At 37.0% G+C, this 20,660-nt stretch carries 17 protein-coding genes; 10 read left to right on the forward strand and 7 right to left on the reverse strand.

Translation table 11 applies throughout. The features are described from left to right. From IPM92_03805 to IPM92_03825, 5 genes are all read right to left on the reverse strand, one after another. On the reverse strand, positions 1–447 hold the full coding sequence (locus IPM92_03805) for a barstar family protein (protein MBK9107512.1): 447 nt from the start codon (positions 445–447) through the stop codon (positions 1–3). After that, positions 444–803 (reverse strand): ribonuclease, encoded by a 360-nt coding sequence (locus IPM92_03810; protein MBK9107513.1) that lies wholly within the window; start codon positions 801–803, stop codon positions 444–446. The genes IPM92_03805 and IPM92_03810 overlap by 4 nt, the downstream gene beginning before the upstream one ends. Positions 804–900: 97 nt before the next feature. Then, positions 901–4,263 carry an efflux RND transporter permease subunit gene (locus IPM92_03815; protein MBK9107514.1) on the reverse strand — a complete coding sequence of 1,121 codons (3,363 nt, stop codon included), beginning with the start codon at positions 4,261–4,263 and terminating at the stop codon, positions 901–903. Between the two features lie 17 nt (positions 4,264–4,280). Further along, positions 4,281–5,414, reverse strand: coding sequence for an efflux RND transporter periplasmic adaptor subunit (locus tag IPM92_03820; GenBank protein MBK9107515.1), 1,134 nt, complete (start codon positions 5,412–5,414; stop codon positions 4,281–4,283). Positions 5,415–5,674: 260 nt separating this feature from the next. Next, the gene (locus IPM92_03825) at positions 5,675–6,079 is read right to left on the reverse strand and encodes a type I restriction enzyme HsdR N-terminal domain-containing protein (GenBank protein ID MBK9107516.1); all 405 of its coding nucleotides are present in this window, start codon (positions 6,077–6,079) and stop codon (positions 5,675–5,677) included. A 205-nt stretch (positions 6,080–6,284) separates the two neighbouring features. Between IPM92_03825 and IPM92_03830 the strand changes: the two genes are divergently transcribed. Continuing rightward, positions 6,285–7,418, forward strand: a complete 1,134-nt coding sequence (locus IPM92_03830) for an oligosaccharide flippase family protein (protein ID MBK9107517.1) — start codon at positions 6,285–6,287, stop codon at positions 7,416–7,418. A gap of 174 nt (positions 7,419–7,592) precedes the next feature. Continuing rightward, entirely contained in the window at positions 7,593–8,891 is a 1,299-nt protein-coding gene (locus tag IPM92_03835; protein ID MBK9107518.1) for an O-antigen ligase family protein, read from the forward strand. Here the strand turns inward: IPM92_03835 and asnB (IPM92_03840) are convergent. Further along, complete coding sequence (gene asnB, locus IPM92_03840) at positions 8,849–10,747, reverse strand: asparagine synthase (glutamine-hydrolyzing) (protein ID MBK9107519.1); 1,899 nt, start codon at positions 10,745–10,747, stop codon at positions 8,849–8,851. The genes IPM92_03835 and asnB (IPM92_03840) overlap by 43 nt on opposite strands. Positions 10,748–11,034: 287 nt before the next feature. On the opposite strand from asnB (IPM92_03840), the gene IPM92_03845 reads away from it, so the two are divergent. From IPM92_03845 to asnB (IPM92_03860), 4 genes are read left to right on the forward strand one after another with little or no spacing between them, the layout of a single operon-like run. Next, positions 11,035–12,075, forward strand: a complete 1,041-nt coding sequence (locus tag IPM92_03845; GenBank protein MBK9107520.1) for an NAD-dependent epimerase/dehydratase family protein — start codon at positions 11,035–11,037, stop codon at positions 12,073–12,075. Between the two features lie 3 nt (positions 12,076–12,078). Then, positions 12,079–12,603 carry an acyltransferase gene (locus IPM92_03850; GenBank protein ID MBK9107521.1) on the forward strand — a complete coding sequence of 175 codons (525 nt, stop codon included), beginning with the start codon at positions 12,079–12,081 and terminating at the stop codon, positions 12,601–12,603. A 30-nt stretch (positions 12,604–12,633) separates the two neighbouring features. Further along, the gene (locus IPM92_03855) at positions 12,634–13,659 is read left to right on the forward strand and encodes a glycosyltransferase (protein MBK9107522.1); all 1,026 of its coding nucleotides are present in this window, start codon (positions 12,634–12,636) and stop codon (positions 13,657–13,659) included. A gap of 22 nt (positions 13,660–13,681) precedes the next feature. After that, complete coding sequence (asnB, locus tag IPM92_03860) at positions 13,682–15,574, forward strand: asparagine synthase (glutamine-hydrolyzing) (GenBank protein ID MBK9107523.1); 1,893 nt, start codon at positions 13,682–13,684, stop codon at positions 15,572–15,574. 276 nt (positions 15,575–15,850) lie between these two features. Here asnB (IPM92_03860) and IPM92_03865 read toward each other — a convergent pair whose 3' ends face one another. Then, the gene (locus tag IPM92_03865; protein ID MBK9107524.1) at positions 15,851–17,338 is read right to left on the reverse strand and encodes a hypothetical protein; all 1,488 of its coding nucleotides are present in this window, start codon (positions 17,336–17,338) and stop codon (positions 15,851–15,853) included. A 140-nt stretch (positions 17,339–17,478) separates the two neighbouring features. Between IPM92_03865 and IPM92_03870 the strand changes: the two genes are divergently transcribed. Genes IPM92_03870 through IPM92_03885 form a run of 4 tightly spaced genes read left to right on the forward strand, consistent with a single transcriptional unit; the run spans position 17,479 to position 20,649 of the window. After that, positions 17,479–18,402: an ATP-binding cassette domain-containing protein gene (locus IPM92_03870; protein ID MBK9107525.1), complete on the forward strand. Its 924-nt coding sequence runs from the start codon at positions 17,479–17,481 to the stop codon at positions 18,400–18,402. A gap of 22 nt (positions 18,403–18,424) precedes the next feature. Continuing rightward, positions 18,425–19,147, forward strand: coding sequence for an ABC transporter permease subunit (locus tag IPM92_03875; GenBank protein ID MBK9107526.1), 723 nt, complete (start codon positions 18,425–18,427; stop codon positions 19,145–19,147). A 6-nt stretch (positions 19,148–19,153) separates the two neighbouring features. Beyond that, complete coding sequence (locus IPM92_03880) at positions 19,154–19,564, forward strand: GldG family protein (GenBank protein ID MBK9107527.1); 411 nt, start codon at positions 19,154–19,156, stop codon at positions 19,562–19,564. Next, positions 19,549–20,649: a Gldg family protein gene (locus IPM92_03885; GenBank protein ID MBK9107528.1), complete on the forward strand. Its 1,101-nt coding sequence runs from the start codon at positions 19,549–19,551 to the stop codon at positions 20,647–20,649. Before IPM92_03880 ends, IPM92_03885 begins: the two co-directional genes overlap by 16 nt. Positions 20,650–20,660 lie beyond the last annotated feature (11 nt).

Below are 20,660 nucleotides of genomic sequence, written 5' to 3' on the forward strand. Positions count from 1 at the left end.
TTAATCCAGTATATCATACTCAATGTCGTTGGAATCGAGAATTTCAACAATTGAATTTGCATAGCTAAAATACACTGAAACTGTTTTTGGAGAAATCAAGGCCTCAGCACCTACTTCCCAGGAAACACAAACATCGTGCAAGGTCACTAAGAAATCTTCAAGGATATCGGGATCGGTAAGCTCCTGCGATAAGAGTAAATCTGTGCGTTCGAAATATATAATGATTCGATCTTTGGTGATCCATTCGAGATCCATCAAACAATCATAAAGTGCGTCCAGATTTTTTCCAAAAAATTCAGGAAACTCAAATTGTGATTCGAGTTGAAGGTATAAGTCTGCTGAAGTCCTTGAACATTCGCCGTCTATTTTTACGACGAAGGCATTTCTGAATTTCAAATTCTGAAATTGTTCAGGTTTGCTTAATAGATGAAAATGTGATGCACTCATTTTATTTGAATAAAACTTTTATAATGATCATTTGTGTAGTAAGCAGATAGATCGGACCCAGTAATCAGCCTTTCTGCGCCTCTTGATATGCCTTTTACTTTAGGATGTACATCCCACTCTTTGTAAAGAATTTTTTGTCCTTCCTTATTCTTTTGTTTTAATCTTTTTTCTCTGTTCTGAAAATTCCTGCCTCCCACATATTCTTTTGGTGGAGTTCCATTTTCAATAATATATTCGAGGGTCTTGAGTACATATTCAGGAATGTTCTTGGAATTTGTATCAAGCTGAAGGGTCGTTACTTGTTTTGCTTCGGTATTTACAATTAAAGGATCCGGATTTTTTAAATGAGCCTGCATCAGGACAAATACCAGGACCCCTGAACAAATCAATGCTACAAAAAACAGAGCCCATTTCATGCTATGGCCTTATCGATTGAATTACTAAGTAAGCAAATTAATGAAACCAGCTTTGAATCTTTTCCCGAGTCCTGTAGCCTAAAATATACATCGCCGGAACAACCAACAAAGTTAGAAACGTAGAAGCGATCAATCCAAAAATAATGGTCCATGCCAATGGTCCCCAGAAAGCAACGTTATCACCTCCCAGATAAAAATGAGGATCGAATTCGGAAAATAATTTTTCAAAATCCATATTGACTCCAATAGCTAGTGGTATTAATCCAAGGATCGCGGAAAGTGCTGTAAGTACGACAGGGGTTATCCTGGTGGATCCTCCAATGACAACTGCATCCATAACGTTTTCTCCCCGATTTCGAAGTTCATCAATAAATTCAATGAGCAAGATTCCATTTCGCACCACGATGCCGGCAAGCGCAAAAATACCTACACCGGTCATGACCGCACTTAAGGTTATTTGAAAAAATCCAAATCCTAAATTGATACCGATCAGGCAGAATAAAACAGTCGTGAATATGATAAAAGGTTTGACAACTGAATTGAATTGCGTCACCAGAATTAGAAACATCAATGCAAGTGCTGCTCCGAATGCGATTGCAAGAAAATCAATTGTTTCCTGCAATTCGGCTTGTTCGCCTGAATATGAAATTTCGTATCCTTCCGGGATATCCATTTGTGAAGTAAGTTCTTGTATCTGGGAAATGATGAATGCCGGACTATATCCGCTCACTACGTCAGATCCCAAAGTCACCACGCGTTTTTGATTTTTCCGGTTAATACTGGAAAGTGAATTTCCATATTTGATATCAGCTACGGATGATATTGGAATTTGTTTAAATTGAAAACTAGCCATATCCATAAAGGAGATTTCAAGATTCATTAATTCTTCAAGCTGATCGCGATCTTCTTCGCGAATTCTTAATTGTATTGGATAATCATCATTGCTATCTCTGAATTTGGAGACCTCTTTTCCAAATAATGCAGTTCGTAACTCCATGCCGATTTGTGCAAGACTAACGCCCTCTCGTTGTGCTTTTTCTTCATTTAATTCGATCAGAATTTCAGGTTTGCTGATTTGCAGATCTGATTTTAAACCATCAATACCTTCAATTCCATTTTCCTGAATTCCATTGACGATGTTTTTACTGATTTTATCTAAAACATCAAAATCATCACCACTGATTTCAATACTGATGGGTTTTCCAACAGGTGGACCGTTTCTTTCTTTTTCAACTGTGAGCTCTGCTCCAGCTATGCCTGATTTAAATTCATCCCGTAAAGCTTCTAACACCTCGGTTGTCGATTTTCCATGTCGTTCGGCAAAACGCACGAAAGCTACGCTTACTTTGCTTTTATGGGGTGTGGCCACACGGTCAGGATTGTCTGGATCTCCGGCACCTAAACCTACATTTGAAATCACGGAAGATACAATCGGATTATTCTCACCGATTACTTTATTGACTCTGGTTTCAATAATTTTAGTTACAGAATCTGTAATCCAGGCATCGGTGCCAATCGGCATTTTACAATATACAAATGCAAAATTGGGTTGTGATTCAGGAAAAGTTTCAACAGAAGGATTGGTACTTGTATAATATACAAAGCTAAAAATGAGTAAAAGGAAAACAGAAAAGATCACTGCCAGAGGTCGAAAGCCTTGTAATAAAAAATAAAGTACTTTCCGGTATATATTTAAAACTGCAGGCCATAATTGGGTTTGAAATTTCATAATGGCTGTTCTTCCCAGGAAGTGATAAAGTAAGATTAATAAAATACAAAAAACAGAAAAATTTCCTAATCCGGTACCAACTCCCAGATAACCAACAACTGCAAGTGAGCTGAAGACGATAAACGCTTTCCTAAATTCTTTGAGACTGTGACGTTGATCGGCGGCATCATCATGTTTCATAAAGCTCACAGCAAATACAGGATTCATGACGAAAGCAACAAACAAGGAAGCACCTAAAGTGATGATCAAAGTAACAGGCATGTGGTACATAAATTTGCCAATGATGCCTGGCCAAAGCAGAAGTGGAAAAAATGGCATGAGGGTGGTCAAGGTGCCCGTTAATACGGGAATAAAAACTTCACCTGCAGCATTTTGAGCTGCTTCTACAATCGTGAGTTCCCGGTGTTTGTGATAAATCCGGTGTGTATTTTCAATGACTACAATGGCATCATCTACAATGATACCCAAGGCCAATAACAAAGAAAACAAGACCATGACGTTTAGGGTCATGTCCATTCCAGGCATGATCAAAAAGGTTACGAAGCAGGATAAAGGAACAGCCAAGCCCACAAAAAAGGCATTGGTGAAACCCATAAAAAACATCAAAATAAAAACGACGAAAATGAAGCCGAGAATTACAGTATTGACAAGGTCGTGCAATTGCACGCGGGTATTTTCAGAAGTATCACCAGTGACTTTAACGATCAATCCTTGTGGAAATTTGTTTTCTTTATAATCATCCAGGATTTCATAAATTTTATCTGTCGCCGTTATCAGATTCTCACCGCTGCGTTTGATAACATTTAATGTGATGACCGGTTTGTTGTTGAGTCTTGCGAAATCTTGTTTTTCTTTAAATCCATCTCTTACCGTTGCTATATCTTTTAAGAACAAAGTATGTCCTTGAAAAGAGCGAATGATGACATTTTCAATTTCTTTCGGGTCCTTAAATTCTCCTGCTATTCTCACATTTCTCCTTAAATCATCAATGCGCAATTCTCCTGCAGATATATTTAGGTTTTGTCGGCCCAATGCATTTTCAATATCTGTTAAAGAAATTCCAGCTGCATTCATGCGGTATAAATCAACTTCCACCTGAATTTCTCTTTCGACAGCCCCTATGATATCAACCCTCGTAATTTCTTTATTTCCTTCGATTTTATCTTTTAATTGCTCTGCATATAATTTTAATTTGTCTAATGGAAAATCTCCGGCAATATTGATATTCATGATCGGGATTTCACTAAAATCAAATTCCTGAATCTGTGGATCATCTTTCAAATCTGTTGGGAGATCGTTTTTAGCTTTGTCAACGGCATCTGAAACTCTTTGTTTACATATTTTCGGATCCATATCTGCATTGAACTCTGCAAAGATCATGGCAAAGTCAGAAACCGAATTGCTCTTTACTTTTTTAATCCCATTGATGGATTTGAGTTGTTTTTCAATGGGTTTTACAATAAGATTTTCCATGTCCTCAGGAGAAGCACCGGGATAGATTGTTGCAACTGATATAGTAGGAATTACAATGTCGGGAAATAATTCTTTTGGTATCCGTTGATAGGAGAGAAGTCCTGCTATGGAGATGAGTATAATTATTACATAGATACTGGTTGAATTTCTGATGCACCAGTTTGTAAAACCGAGTTGTTTGACGTGGTCAAGTTTCATAAAAAAGGTTTTGAAAATTAAAGGGCTATCATTTGACCATCTACCAACTCGCTATAACCACTAGAAATAATTTGATCACCTGCGGTTAAACCTTGCTTTATTTCCGTTTGGCCCTGATACGAAATTCCTGTTGTGATATTCTTACGCTTTGCATGCCAAAATCCATTTTCCTGTACTGCTATCAAAACATATTCTTCACCATTGATGCTGGTTTGTATCAGATTTGTAGAAATGACCAATGCTTTGGGAATATTGCTTGAATTGATTTTTAATCTGACAGATTGATTGCTATTAAAAGTATATTTTGATTTAGGCAAGGCAACATCGATAATAAATGTTCGGGATCTTGCACTGATTGAATTTGAAACGTATTCAATACGGGAATTAAACTCCAGATTTTTACCTGGAATTTCGATGCTTACTTTGTCTCCTTTTTTGACTTCATTCACGTATTTATCGCTCAATTGAGCTTTTATCGACATTTCATTATTGTTGACAACGCGAATGCCTGACATGCCGGGAGCTGCCATTTCTCCAATTTTCAGGAGGACAGCATCTACGGTGCCTGAAACTGGAGCTTTAATATAACTCATTGCGATTTGAGCGTCGAGCGTTTTGAGCTTTTGTTCAAGTTGCTCTTTTTGATTTTTAGCCTGAAGATATTGTGCCTCCGAACCGATTTGCTGGTCCCACAACCTCTTTTGCTTATCATACAGTGTAATCGCCAGATCCAAACCGGTTTTGATTTCTTCCTGAGCTTTTCTGATAGGGCCTGCATCTAGTGTAGCCAAAATTTTACCTGCCTGAACCTTTTCTCCCTCATTGACGTAAATAGCCGTGACTACTCCAGGTGTTTGGGGGGATGCTAGGACATTGAGATCAGATTCTACCAGGCCCTGAACATCGATATAGTATGCGAAATCAATCGGTTTCAAAGTATCTACGACAACAATTTTGGATTTTTTTGATAAATTCGTAGTGTCTGATTCCGCAATCTGAATTTGTAATGCCTTTATCTGGTCATTGATATCTTTCGCTTGCTGTTTGAGTTCTGCCAATTTTGACTGTGGGTCGGATTCAATGGTCTTGTTTTGACAGCTCGTAAGAAAAATAAAAAGAAATGCGGCACTTTTTAAGAGTTGAAGCTTCATCGGATCTTTATTAATTGTAAATCAATGTATTCTTTGGGCCAGTTGAAAAAATATATAAAATTCCGCTCTGCAGAATTTTAGTCCGTAAATGTAACGGTCCAAAGGACATTTGGTTCTTAATGAATCGTAAATATTATCCAACGCCTTGTTTTTTTGAATCGGTTTCCGTTTTTATTTTTTACATGTGAATAATGATTCATCGATTTGTGACGGTTAGATAAATGACTTCAAAACATGAATTAAGCTCGCCTTACCGCGGGTCAAAATGGATAATTTGGGAGCCGATCAGTGAATTGGTAAGTGTTCTTCAGAAAATCAATTTCGGCGACGATCAGTTCAAATCCATTACAAATACCCAAGAAAGGCGCTTTTAAATCAAAATTATAAACTGCTGCCTGGTTGAATATGGATTGATGTATGGGAAAACCGGGTTCCTTACACTCAAAAAGTATCTTAGCCTTTAGATGTTGGTCGTAAACAAGCAGATCAAATCGTTTTAAACGATTGAAAACTACTATTTTCTTTTCAACTGCCATTCTACTGTAAGGAATTTGACAATATTTATTTAACCAGATGATCAGACATTGCCTTACCTTTTCTTCTGGCGTGAATACATACCATTTTTGCCTTACGGGATCAAAGACCTTTGAATTTTTTATTTTCAAGTGCTCCACTAATCGTATGATGTTATTAGACTCCTTCATGGCAGTTTGCAAAAATACAGCAGCTATTGAAATTAGTACATATTAAAAATAATTTATATATGTATTATGCAATTTAGTGCGGGCTATTCACCTATATACTGCTTGCTTTCTATGCTAATGGAGTTAGAATGTTGGTTAATTTTGACCAGAATATAAACCGCGAAGCTTGGCATTCTTTAATCATGCATTTCGAAATCTACTCGCTAAAATAGCAACAGCAGGGATTGCATTCTGTGCAACTTTGATGTTGCCGAGCATGGTCGGAATTGAACATTTTGGAATTTACGCATATATCGTCGTATGTATAGGCTTTATCATTCCTATCACTTCTTTCGGTTTTGGTGCCGGAACGATTTATTTATTGAGTTCCAAACGATATCATATTCACAATACCCTGATTACCCAATTGGTCCTTGCATGTTTCTTTGGTTTACTCAATGTATTGTTCTTGCTTTTACTAAATGCTGTGGGTTGGCTTGGTTCTTCGTTTGATGAAATTTCACAAATCGAATGGCTGTTTTTTTTAACAGCATGCTGGATGCAAACATTAAACTTTTTTATGGGCAGATCCCTTTTTGGGGTTTCAGCTTTTGGATCTTTGAATATTCTTGATTTAACATCAAGCGCGCTTCATCCTATCTTGTTGCTTGGTAGTTTGTGCTTTTTTGGAGGTGAACAACTTTATTACATTTTTTTTGCGCAATGGCTTTTTGCATTGATTTTGTTTTTGATGCACGTTTCTATTTTATTTCGATTCAGTTTTCAATACAGTTTTGATAAATTGTTTGTAAAAGATTCACTGAGTTATGGTCTAAAATCCTGGTTGGGGGATATGGCATTGAGAGCCAATTTGAGATTGGACCAAATGATTCTGGGCGCCATAAGCACTGCCACAAATATAGGTGTCTACAACATTGCAGTTAAACTAACAGAACTCATTTGGTATTTTCCGGATGCACTTGGACCTGTATTATTCAATAGGCTTGCGGAAACTGATTCCGAAGTGGTAAGAATTGGATTATTGGCGCGTATTCACCGCGTAGTTTTATGTCTTTGTGCTATGTTATCTTTTATTTGGATTTTAGTCGTTTATTTTATGGTGATTCCATGTTTTTTTAAAGATTCATCTCAGGAATTGAACTTTGCTTTTTTTTATCCTTATGCCGGGCTCGTTAATTTTGGTTTCTTCAAAATTGCTTACAAAATTATTTTCCTCCTCCGGCAAAGTAATATGGACGAGTTATGTAAGTTTGGCAGGAAGTGTACTTGCATTCGGACTTTGTTTTTTACTCATTCCTAAATTTGCAATATTAGGTGCTGCTTTGTCTTCAAGTATATCTTATTTCGTGATGACTTTGGTAGCTTGGTTTTTCCTTTCAAAAAATTATAAAATCGGCTACTTGGAATTTATCTTACCTCGAATGAATGATTTTATCTGGTTGTGGCAGCAATGGAAGACTTTTAAAATTTCAAAATGAACTCACAGCATAACGAAATTTTATGGCGAACCGACCCGGGTGAAGGCAAATTGATAACATTCATTTTTATACTTCTGTGTTTGTTGGCTGCAAGTTTACCCTTTGAAAATATCCTCATAATCCTTGCTGAAATAGATACACCTTTCAGGCCTCATAGGATTTTAGCTATTATCATTGGCTTCCTCATTTTTTTAATTATTCCACTCCGGAATTTAATTTATTCTTCGAATGATTTAAAATTGGCCGGTATTTATTTGTTAGGACTTATTCCAACATTTGTTGCCTTCCTGGATAACAGGCTTGAGTTCGATTATTTCTTACTAACAAGCTTACAGCTCTTTATTATTTTGTGGATCTACTTTATGGTAAAATCACTCCAATTGTCAGAGCTTAGAATCAAGCACTTATTTCATATATTTTGTTGTTTTACTTTGCTCAATGCCATTTATATGATTTATATTTTTGTGTTTGAGGATATCGGACGACAAAGTGGTTTTATGGATAATCCTAATTATGCAGCGTTTACGCTCAATATCTCATTAGCCTTTTATCTTTATAAATTAGTTTTGCCGGGTAGCCAAGTACAAAAATATTTCAGACTTTATTATCTGCTTGCCTTTTGTATTGTGCTTGCAGGAATATTTGTTACAGGTTCAAGAAGTGCATTGGTTTCCTTAATACTTACCATTTTGTTATTTGGTATCATCCACTTCAGCTGGAAAAGACTTTTTGTTTCATTGCTATTTATTTTCGGTGTATTTATTTGGGTTCGGCAGCATGAAATCGGCCAAAAATATCTGGATGTTGTTCCTTTGTTGAATAGATTGGAAGCTCTTTCAGGACGAGAGGAATCCCGGCTGACTTTATGGATACAGGGTTGGCGTGCATTCGAAGATACTTATTTTTTAGGTCTTGGAATCGAACAGTTTAAAAACCCAAAAATCTACAGCCAATATTTGCAAACCTCTGATAATCCAATGTTAGTTTCTCAGGAAGGATTGGTTTTACACAATGATTATCTGGCTGTATTATTCGAATTTGGCATCCTTCCTTTTCTTCTTTTTATAAGTTTTTATTTCAATATATTTTATAAACTTTTAATGCAACTCAAACAGCAAGAGGGTTCTTTGTGGTTTGTTTGTTTTGTAAACGTCCTTGTTTTTTCGTTTTTTGATACTACATTTCAGTCACTTCCCTTTTGGTTTGTAATTTTACTCTTGAGTGCATTGGCAGACATGAAATTGAGCAGGTCTCAATTTACATTAGATGAACAATCAATGTCAATTTCAAAGTGAGTTGTCCATGCAAAAATTTGCAACAACAGCCAAAGTTTGTGTGCGCTTTTATAAATACTTTGTTGGGCAGTTGATTGATTTTGTTCAAATCCGGACTTAACAATTTGCATCACCGAAGCATAATCCATTAATTCAAACAATGGGTGATTTTTGTGCATGGTTGCATAACAGAATGTTTTAAATGCCGGATTAAAAAATTTGTGCAAAGGAAAATTAAACCCTTGTTTGGGATGCGAAAATACTTCCTGTGGTAGCATGTTTTGCATCATTTTCCGGAGCAACCATTTATTTTGTTTTCCTCTTCTTAAAAAATGATCTGGTAATGTAGCCGCAAATTCAAATAAACTTCTGTCGAGAAAGGGGCATCGAACTTCAATGGAATGACGCATACTCATGCGGTCCACTTTGACTAACATGTCGTCTGGCAAGGAGTAAGCCGTTCTGAACCACATTAATTTTCTCATCGTTGACCAATTTGCAAAATGCTCAGGGTAGGGCAGCGCATTATTTGAACTCCACTTGTTTTTAAGGAGTTGTGTTTGTTCATCTCCAGAAAAGATAGCGTAGAGTAGGGATATCAATTCGTTTTCTTGTCTGGCTGATATTTCAAGAGCCTTTAGAGCCCCGCGTTTCCAGTCTTTAGTGCGGACAGATAATTCAGGTAAAGCTTGTATGAATGACAGCACAATTGAATTTAGGTTTGGGCCCAATTTTCGTAAAAATTCAATTTGAGTACCCCATCTAAAATCTTCGTATCCCCCGAAGAGTTCATCACCTCCATCTCCTGATAAGACCACTTTGACGTGATTTTGAATTTCTTTGGATATTAAATAACTTGGTATGCTTGATGAATCAATGAAGGGTTGACCTGTATGCGTAAGCAATTCCCAAAAGAAGGATTCCTGAAATACAGCATTGGGCACAAATAATTCATGATGATCGCTTCCCAAATGTTTCGCTACTTTGCGGGCAATAGCGCTTTCGTCGAAATCAGCTTCTTCAAATTTTGCATTAAATGTGTTGATAGCTTTTGACGAGAGGTTTTGCATGATTGCTGAAATCGTGCTTGAATCAATGCCACCGGATAAGAAACAGCCTAAAGGGACATCGGCCACCATTTGTTTTTCTACAGACTGAACTAATAAATTCCGCCCAACTTGAAGTGCTTCGTGTTCTTCAATATTCGTCTTTATATGATCGTAATTCCATTGGTAATAAGCTTTACTTTCTAGATTTCCATTTTTAAAAACTACGAAATGTCCCGGTTTTAAGAGCTGTACGTTTTGTAGAAGGGTAGCAGGATGTAAATTGTATCCAAAATGCAAGAGGGATCTAAGATGTGCGGTATTTAGTTTTCTTTCAATTCCTGGAAACTTCAATAATGACTGAATTTCACTTGCAAAGGCAAAATCCGCTCCTTTATGAAAATAATACAAAGGTTTTTCTCCGAATCTATCGCGTGCCAGTATGCATGTATTATTTGCCAGATCAAGAATGCAAAAGGAGAACATTCCTTCGAGATAATCAAACATTTCAAAACCAAATTCTTCATAGAGGTGAACAATGATTTCCGAATCAGCAACACTTGTTAGTTTGTGTCCACATTCCAGGAGTAAATTTCGAATTTTTTTATAATTATAAATTTCACCATTGATCACAGCGCAGATGCTTTGGTCTTCATTCCACACGGGTTGTTGGCCTCCGGCCAAATCAATGATAGCTAATCTTCTCATTCCGAGGCTCCAATCATCGTTCAGATAAAGCCCTTCATGGTCTGGTCCGCGATGTTGCAATTTTGTAAGCATCGCGCTTAAGCCATTTTTATCTCGATGATTGAATCCACATATTCCACACATAATGACGGTCTTTAAACGCGCTTAGAGAAGCTGTATATGATTGGAATTGTGTAGAGATCATTTATTAACAAATCATTCCAATAAGAAAACGAGTCATTTCCAAAGCTGAATTTGCTTTTGGAAAATGAAACGAAAATTCTCTGCATAAGGATGTTCATGAAGTATGATGATTCACTGTCATTATTTAATATGGTCAAAATTACATATTTTTACACATTAAAATTATTTAAATATAATCTTTGAAGTTGATCCTGCAAAGCTTGGGTCAACTTGTTGAATCTGAATACATTCTAATTTTGAAAAAAATATTCTTAACCGGAGGCGCTGGATTTGTAGGTTATCATCTGGCCATGCAATGGGCAAAGGATCCGAATATTGAATTGTACATCATAGATAATTTGAATTCTTATTACGATGTAAAGTTAAAGTACAAGAGATTGGAGAATCTTGGATTTCTTCAGGATTTATTAGAAACCAAGTACTGGTTGAATTCAAATAAATACCCAAATGTATTTTTTCTGAAAGCAGATCTATCGCAAACGGGTCAAAGCAATTCCTTGATCAGAGAATTGCAATGTAATTATATCATTCATCTTGCTGCTCAAGCTGGGGTGCGATACAGTTTCGAAAATCCGGAGGCTTATATTAATTCAAATGTCTTGGGTTTTTACCAAATCATGGAATTAGCCAAAACATGGAAGGTCAGACATTTCATTTTTGCCAGCAGCAGTAGTGTATATGGAGGTAATGATGAAATCCCATTTCTTGAACATCACTCCATTTTAAAGCCACTCAATTTGTACGCTGCAAGTAAAGCGTCGAATGAACTATTAGCTTATTCCTATGCGAATCTATACCATATTCCAAGTTCAGCTTTGAGGTTTTTTACCGTGTATGGACCTTATGGTAGACCGGATATGGCTTATTTTAAGTTTCTGGATCATATTTATTCTGGGGCAAACATTGAAGTTTTTGGAAATGGTGAATTGCAAAGGGATTTTACGCACGTAAATGATATTGTCATTTCTATGCTTAAATTATTGGATCTCCCCCCGACTACCCATGAACCCTTTTCGGTCTATAATATAGGAAATAATAAGCCTATCCAATTATTGTATTTCATCCGATTGTTGGAAAAATATTCCGAAAAAAAGGCAAATCTTAAATTTACAGAAACTTATAATGGTGAAATGAAAATTACATATGCCAATATAGATAAACTTGCTTCAAAGATAGATTTTGCTCCTCAAATTAGCATTGAAGACGGATTGTATAGTTTTGTGGAATGGTATAATTCTACGGAAAATCCATTGCGCGTAATGGCTTAAATTATGGTAGAACAAATTTTAATGGTGTTGCGTTTTTTTCTGATTAAATATCTCAATCCTAGTAAAATTATTTCGCAAGGTATACATGCAGTCGGGATCGGTAGTATTTTTAAAATCAGAGGATTATTGCGTTTAGGGCGACGTACAAGTTTTGGCAGATATAATTATGTGGATATTCAAGGAAAACTTAGTATAGGTGACCGTTGTTTTATCAATGACCAGGTGAGATTGGTTTGTCACAAAGAAATTATAATTGGCAACAATGTACTCATAGCAGCAGGTGTTTCCATTTATGATCATGATCATAAAACCAAAATGCTGGATGGCCAAATGGTGTTTGATGGTTATACCACAGCTTCTATTCATATTGGAGACAATGTTTGGATTGGAGAAAAGGTAATGATCTTAAAAGGAGTTTCGATTGGCAACAATGTGATCATAGGAGCCGGTTCTGTAGTCAATGCAGATATTGCCACCAATTCCGTTGCTGTTGGGAATCCTTGTAAAGTTGTGAAATCTCTTAGCTGATCGCATATGAATGAAAGCAAGCAGTTTTCTATGAAGTATTTAATCCTGGGTCCGCAATATAAAAAGGCGAAGACTGAAATTGGTGGTACAACCGTTAGTTTTGATTTACTTTGTGAATACGCAAGAAGCTTTGGGAAGGAAATATCTGTAATAAGGACGAATAAATTTTCAAAAAAATATTTTAACTATTTAAATTATATATGGATTTTATTTTTCTCGGCTATAAGAATTCCGAGATGTAAAATTGTTTTGTTAAACGTGAGTCCAAGTGGCATGTATTTTCTTTCCCCGGTTTTATTTCTATATTCTAAATTGTGGAGTAAAAAATTTGTGATTCGGGTTTTTGGAGGGAATGAAGAGAAAATCTATTCATCCGGGAATATTATTAAAAATATAATTTTTGAAAAGATTATACGAAATGCAGATCTGCTTTTATTACAAACAAAAAACTTGGTAGAAAATTTTAAAAAAAGAGTGAAGAACGTTTCCTGGTTACCTACTTCCCGTAAAATTCCTTCAGATATTAGATCCCGATCTGCTTATCGAAAGAAATTGGTATTTGTAAGCCAGATCCATGAAGCAAAAGGGATCAAGCTGATTCTTGAACTTAAAACAATACTTCCGGAGGAATATGTCCTGGATGTATATGGGCCCATACTGGAAGAAAAGTATCAAAATTTGATATCAGAACCATTTTATAAAGGGGTTTTCGACCCTCAAAATGTTTTTGAAGTCCTCAAAGGATATGATATTCTGTTGTTGCCAACCAGACATTTGGGCGAAGGTTATCCGGGAATCATTATTGAAGCATTATGTTCGGCAGTGCCGGTCATTTGCTCAAAATGGTTAAGCTTACCGGAGTTGATTGTCCATGAGCAGAACGGATTTTTAATAAGCTCTCGAATGGCCGATGATTGGCTACAGCTTATCCAAAAAATTGATGAACCAGCTTATTTAATGTTGAGCGAAAATGCATTAAAATCTGGAGCTGAATTTGATGGGTCGAAAGTGAACAGAGAGCTCTTTCAAAAATTGGATGCAATTTGTACGGTGTAAAATTATAATATAGAAAAAGGAGATGTGTGGTATTTTAGGATTTATTTCAAAAGATGAGAAATTTATTGCCGAAGAGAAGGGCTTGAATATAAAGCATCGGGGACCGGATGATACAGGTTATTATCAAAGTGATGGTTTGAAACTTATACATCACAGGCTTTCCATTCTGGACCTGAGTTATAAGGGACATCAACCCATGTTTTCACATGATGAAAGATTTGTTATTATATTCAATGGAGAAATTTACAACCATATCGAGTTGCGTGAGCGCATAGGTAGTGGTGTTGTATATAAATCTCAATCGGATACAGAGACCATCCTGTATGCGTATGAAAAATGGGGAGTGGATGCATTCGCTGAATTGAATGGAATATTTGCATTGGCCATTTTTGATACACACTCTAAAGAATTGATTGTTGCCCGGGATCCATTTGGGGTTAAACCCCTTTACTATTTTCAGAGCGGAGATGCGTTTTGTTTTGGGTCTGAACTTAAATCATTTTTGAATTTTCCGGATTTGGATAAATCAATAGATTATTCAGCACTTTTTAATTATATCCAGTTTCTTTGGTCTCCGGGAAGTCGAACGCCCTTCCTTAATATTCATAAACTTGATTCGGGAACTTATATCAGGCTACACATAGAGAGACCTTCCGAAATGCAAATTTCAAGATATTATCAATGGCCGTTGAATGCCAAGCCCAAGTTCAGATCTGAAAAGCAATGGGTGGATGCTTTGGATACATGTATGCAACAAGCCGTAGAGCGGCAATTACAGGCGGACGTGCCTGTTGGATATTTTGTTTCCGGTGGTTTAGATTCAAGTTTACTGGTAGCTATCCAAAAACATTTGTATCCAGACAGAGCTATAAAAGGATACACGATATCTGATGCGATTAATACATCGGAAGGATTTGAGGAAGACCTGCCATTTGCTCAAATGTTAGCATCGCATTTGAATATTGATTTAGAGATTATTTCATCTAATAATATTTCTCCTTCTGATTTTGACGATATGATCTGGCATATGGACGAGCCCCAAGGTGATGCCGTGCCATTATATATATCAGCGATCTCAAAATTGGCAAGAGCACAAGGGCATGTGGTCCTTATCAGTGGAATAGGAGGCGATGACTTGTTTGCAGGCTATAGAAGACACCTGGCTTATTCGCTGGATCCATACACTGCAAAACTGCCCTTAGCTTTCAGAAGATTTATCAAGAATACATCCAGGATTTTACCGGATGATGTTCCCGGTTTGCGAAGATTAAAAAAAGTCTTGTCGGGCTTTGATTTTACAAATATGAACGACCGTTTGCTTGGGTATTTCGATTGGATCCCGACCGAGGAAACAAGGAAGCTTTTTTCAGATCCCGTATTACAAGCTTTGGCAGATTACAATCCACATGCTGTTTTTTTAAAGGACCTGGATTCTATTTCTGAAGCTTCAAGCAATTTAACGAAGCAATTATATTTAGAGGCTAAATATTATTTACCTGAACACAACTTGAATTATACCGATAAAGTTGGTATGAAACACGGTATTGAAATTAGAGTACCTTTTTTAGACAAAGATTTAGTAGAGTTGAGTTTTTCTATACCCGATGAATTTAAGCTGAAAGGCAAAACCACAAAATATATACTCCGGAAATTAGCAGAAAGATATTTACCTCCGGAAATTATTCACCGTAAGAAAACCGGATTCGGAGGCCCAGTCAGAACATGGATCAAAAGCGAATTTCAAACTGCAATTGATCGCGATTTGTCGGCAGAACACATGAAATCACAAGGCATTTTTAATCCAAAAGCAGTCAACCAATTGATTCAGGCCAATAAGACCGGCAAACGCGATGCTGCATATTCCATCTTGGCATTATTGGCCATACAATCATGGCTGAGGCAGTTTGGGAGGTAGATGGTAGAGGATGGATTATAGATTATAGATGATGGATTATAGATGATGGATATTGAAAGCAGGAAAATACTACGCAGAGCTATTTATTTAAAATAAAAAAACAATTCTAAAAGGAACCAGGATCTGCTCTCCTCTCCGCATCGTGGAGAGGAGCTGAAGGTGAGGTGAGCGATGATAGATGATGAGACTAACAAACGTACGTTAGTATGGAAAACAATAAGCGATTTCAAATGGGGACACACACCCAACAATCTAGCAACCAACAACCAACAACTATCAACTAACCAATCGCTCCACACACGCGATTACCTTTTCGGTAGCCATGCCATCATCCATGCCGCATTCCTGTATTTTCGCATATTTGGCTATTTGATAGTGTTCTTCTGCATTTGTTTGATACATTTTGATCAAATGGTCCATTTCATTGTAGTTATCTGCAACTTCTATGCCTTTAAATTGAATCAACTTATCAATGTGAATGTATTTGAGGAGCCGCTTTGCAGAACTCCAATAAGGAAGTGTTTGATGTCCATCAAACATAGGAGCAATGCTGCTTTTTTCGGCCATAAGGGCATCGATGGATAAGGTTGAACAGGAATTAATGCATACCAAACATCCGCTTAATGCTGCGGCTAGTTTATTCATATCCAATCGCTCCATGCTCCAGGGCATCTTACTTTCTGCCAACAGGGGATAAAAAACACGTACTCGTTTACTCTCCAATTTTTGTAACCGTGGCAACCAACTTTTGTCGGCCATTCCACCCTGTACATTTTGAGGATGTGGTCTAATTAACATTTGTAAGTCTGGCCCAAAAAAATCATTTTCAATTTTAGCTGCCAGGTTTTCAACAATATCAATTTCGCAGGGAACAAATCGCGGACTACTCATGCCGAATAACAAATAGGGTTTATTCTTTTGAATTCCTGTGTCCAAAATATATTGATCTCGATTCAAATCTGTTTTGATTTGATGATGTAAATCAAAATGTGGCACCCCACATTCAAATATGTTTTCATTCAGTATTGAATAATATTGTTGAAGTTCTTTTCGCATAATGGGACCCCAGACCATATAATGATCTGCCATAGAATAAAACCGGCCTTTACTGGTAATGTTATCCCAACTCAGTAAATGAATGACGGTCTTGATCTTTTTTCGGGATGCGTTAAACAATAATACCCCTTCTTGTATATTAGCCGGATAAGTTGATATGACGATATCCGGAGCTAATTTATTTAACAATTCAACTGCCTGCTGATCTTTCAAGAGAAGTTTTTCTAGCCAGGAATAAAGTCTTTTCAAAAAAGGAAATTTACAAAAGACCACATGAACGATGATGAGAAAACGCGGCACGAATTTTAAAAATGCAAATCGCGACTTCATGCGATGCATTTCGTAATAATGTTTTTCGAACAAAGCTTGATTCGATTTTACATCTTCCAGAAAATAGGTCCGGTATAGACTGTAGTTTGTCCTCCAGATATATTTGTTGGATTTAAAGCTTAGCAAATTGATATTCCATTCCTGGCAATAGGCTTTCAAAACAGGATCATTGCTATCCGGGCAAATAAGACTTAGTGTATTTCCATTGGCCGAAAGTTTCCCGATTAAATTGGTTTGCGTGAGCATTCGGGCAGCAAATCCATGGGATACAAGATAGACGATTTTTTTATGGCTGGAGTTGATCATTGGCTTAAAATGCGAATTTACATCGTCTCCGATGAATAGGCTCATTTTGTTAAATCTCGTTTGCTTTTTCATAAAATTCTATTTTTAAGAAAATTTTAAAACTTTATGGAGCGCTGATTTTCAAGCCCAAAAGCCTATGCTTTCCAGTTTCGGGTCTCCAATTGGTGGAGATATCTATCATGCGCTTATTTTTGCATTCAAATTCATATATTATGGATGTCCGGATTGAAAATTTGAGTAAACATTATGGATTGCAAAAGGCGGTCGACCACATTTCATTTGAAATCAGATCCGGTGAAATCGTTGGTTTTCTAGGGCCCAATGGTGCAGGAAAAACCACTACTATGAAAATGCTGACCCAGTATCTGCAGCCTGATGAGGGCACGATATGGTACGGCAATAGCAGTTCTTTGGATTCTGATATCCGTCGCCAAATCGGCTACCTGCCTGAGCATAACCCGCTTTATGAGGATATGCCGGTTATTGACTATCTGGGATTTATGGCTGCTCTACAAAGGATGCCCCAGTCGGAAATACCCTCCAGAATTAAAGAAATGATCCGCATTTGCGGACTCGATGTAGAAAAGCACAAAAAAATTGGGGAGCTTTCAAAAGGATTTCGTCAAAGAGTTGGTCTGGCCCAGGCCATTTGCCATAATCCTAAAATTCTGATATTAGACGAACCGACGACCGGTTTGGATCCCAACCAAATTGTTGAAATACGAGAGCTGATCAGAAAATTAGGCAGAGAAAAAACGGTTATCCTAAGTACTCACATTCTTCCGGAAGTTGAAGCTACGTGCGATCGGATACTCATTATCAATAAGGGCAAAATTGTGGCCGATGGAAGTGTGGAAGAATTGCGTGCCAGATCGGAAGGCAAACAGCTGCTTCATGTTCGCATTGAAGGAACAGAACCCGAGCGATTGTTTGAAATAATAACTTCATTGCCAACGGTAGAGCATGTGAAATTTCTGGATCCGGTAAAAGGCATATTGGAAATTCAAAGTAAAACGGGAGAAACTTCAAATGCACAGGTTTTTCATGCCTGTGTTTCCAATCATCTTGAATTGCTGGAAATCATTCCATTTGAAACAAAATTGGAAGATATCTTCAGAGACCTTACCTTAAATTAATAAGTAAAAAAAATTACTATTTATGGAATCTTCTATATGGATCATTACGAAAAAAGAGTTGAATGCATTTTTTGATTCACTTGCCGCATACATCCTTATTATTGTTTTTCTCGGTTTTAGTGGTTTTTTTACATGGATATCCGGATCTGATATTTTCCTGCGCAAGGAAGCCGACCTTGCTGTTTTTTTTAGTGTATCTAAGTGGACTTTATTTTTCTTTATTCCTGCAATTACCATGCGGATGCTTGCAGAAGAAAACAAGGCTGGTACCATTGAACTTTTACTCACCAGGGCCATCACTGCAAGACAAATTGTGTTTGGAAAGTTTTTCGCTTGTTTGTCCCTGATAGGTATTACACTTGCATTTACCTTGAGTTATTATGTGACGGTCAGCCAAATTGGAAATATCGATCATGGTGCAACTTTATGTGGTTATTTAGGATTGCTCTTTTTGAGTGCCGGTTATATATCGATCGGACTTTTTGCCAGTAGCATTACCAACAATCAGATCATTGCCTTTTTGCTTGCATTATTAATTGGAGTATTCTTTCATTTTATATTTGATATGATGGCTTACGGATCTTCAGGATTTATGGGTCAGTTGCTGAGTAGTTTAAGTGCTTCAAGACATTTCGATTCTATGTCAAGAGGTGTGGTGGATACAAAGGATATCTTGTTTTTTGTGAGCTTATGTGCAGCTGCATTATATCTCGCTGAATTATTTGTGACCAAACGAACTAAATAAGTCATCATGTTAAAATCAAAATATTATATCATTCTGATCATACTGCTGGCTTTCATAGGCCTGAACTATTTTGGAAAATATCTTTTCATCAGACTTGATCTTACAGAAAACAATGCTTTTACTTTATCAAAGGCAACGAAGAATATACTCAATGATTTGGAAGATCATGTAGAAGTAACAGCTTATTTTTCTGAAGGCCTGCCTGTAGATATTGCAAAGTCGAAAGAAGAACTCGACAATTTGTTGAATGAATATTCTAATTTGTCGAAAGGTAAACTGACTTACACATTTGTAAATCCCAATGAAAGTCCTACTGCTGAAGAGGAAGCAAGCAAAGCCGGCATTCGTCCGGTAATGATCAACGTGCGCGAAAAGATCAGGCCAAACAACAGAAGGCCTATTTGGGTGCAGTCATAAAAGCGGGCGAAGCAAAAGATGTAGTTCCTGTGATACAGCCGGGCATTGCCATGGAATATGCTTTTACAACTGGTATTAAAAAATTGGTCGGAAAAAACAAACCCAAAGTTGGATTTACACAAGGCCATGGTGAAGCCAGTTTACAGGATATGGCACAAGCTTATCAGGAACTAAGCATTCTGTATCAACTAAATTCTACTAACCTGCAAAATGATACGATAGATTTAACGGCATACAAAACCTTGGTCATGGTAAAGCCAACTGATAGTATTCCGCCCGATCGTTTTGCCAGATTGGATGATTACCTTTCCAAAGGAGGACATTTAATCATAGCTTTCAATCAGATTGATGCGAATATTCAATATGGTAGTGCTACAACCTTGAATACCGGAATCAAACAATGGTTAAACACAAAAGGACTGGATGTCGAAGATGCGCTCGTTAGAGATGCGCGTTGTGGTCAGGTGAATGTCACACAACAACAAGGATTTTTCTCTTTTTCTACACCTGTGCAATTTCCATATTTGCCACTCATTCAAAAATTTTCAAACCACCCGATAACCAAAGGCCTTGAACAAGTATTGTTGGAATTTGCAAGTCCCTTGAATTTTAAAGGGCATCCGGACTATGAATTTACATCCATCTTATTTACTTCAGATAAATCATCCCGGGAAAACATCCCTATTCAGTTTGATGTGCAACGCAATTGGACAGAAGCTGATTTTTTGGAAAAGAGCATACCTATTGGCGGACTTTTAAAATCTAAATCCGGAACGGCAGGAAATATTATCGTGATTACTGATGGCGATTTTGCAATCAATGGAAGGGAGCAACGCCGGCAAAATGAAGATAATATCAGTTTATTGGTAAATGGTATCGATTTTTTAAGCGACGATACCGGGCTCATTGATCTGAGAACTAAATCTGTCGACACCAGACCTATTGAAGAATTGACAGATTCAAAGAGGAATACTTTAAAATATCTAAATTTCTTGTTACCTATTGGAATGGTTATCGTATATGGAATTTTTCGTACCAATAGAAATCGACAAATCCGCAAGAGAAGGATGGAAGAACGGTATTGAAAAAGCAAAGT

It is taken from the genome of Saprospiraceae bacterium, from assembly GCA_016719615.1.
In the GTDB taxonomy this organism is placed as follows: Bacteria; Bacteroidota; Bacteroidia; order Chitinophagales; family Saprospiraceae; genus Vicinibacter.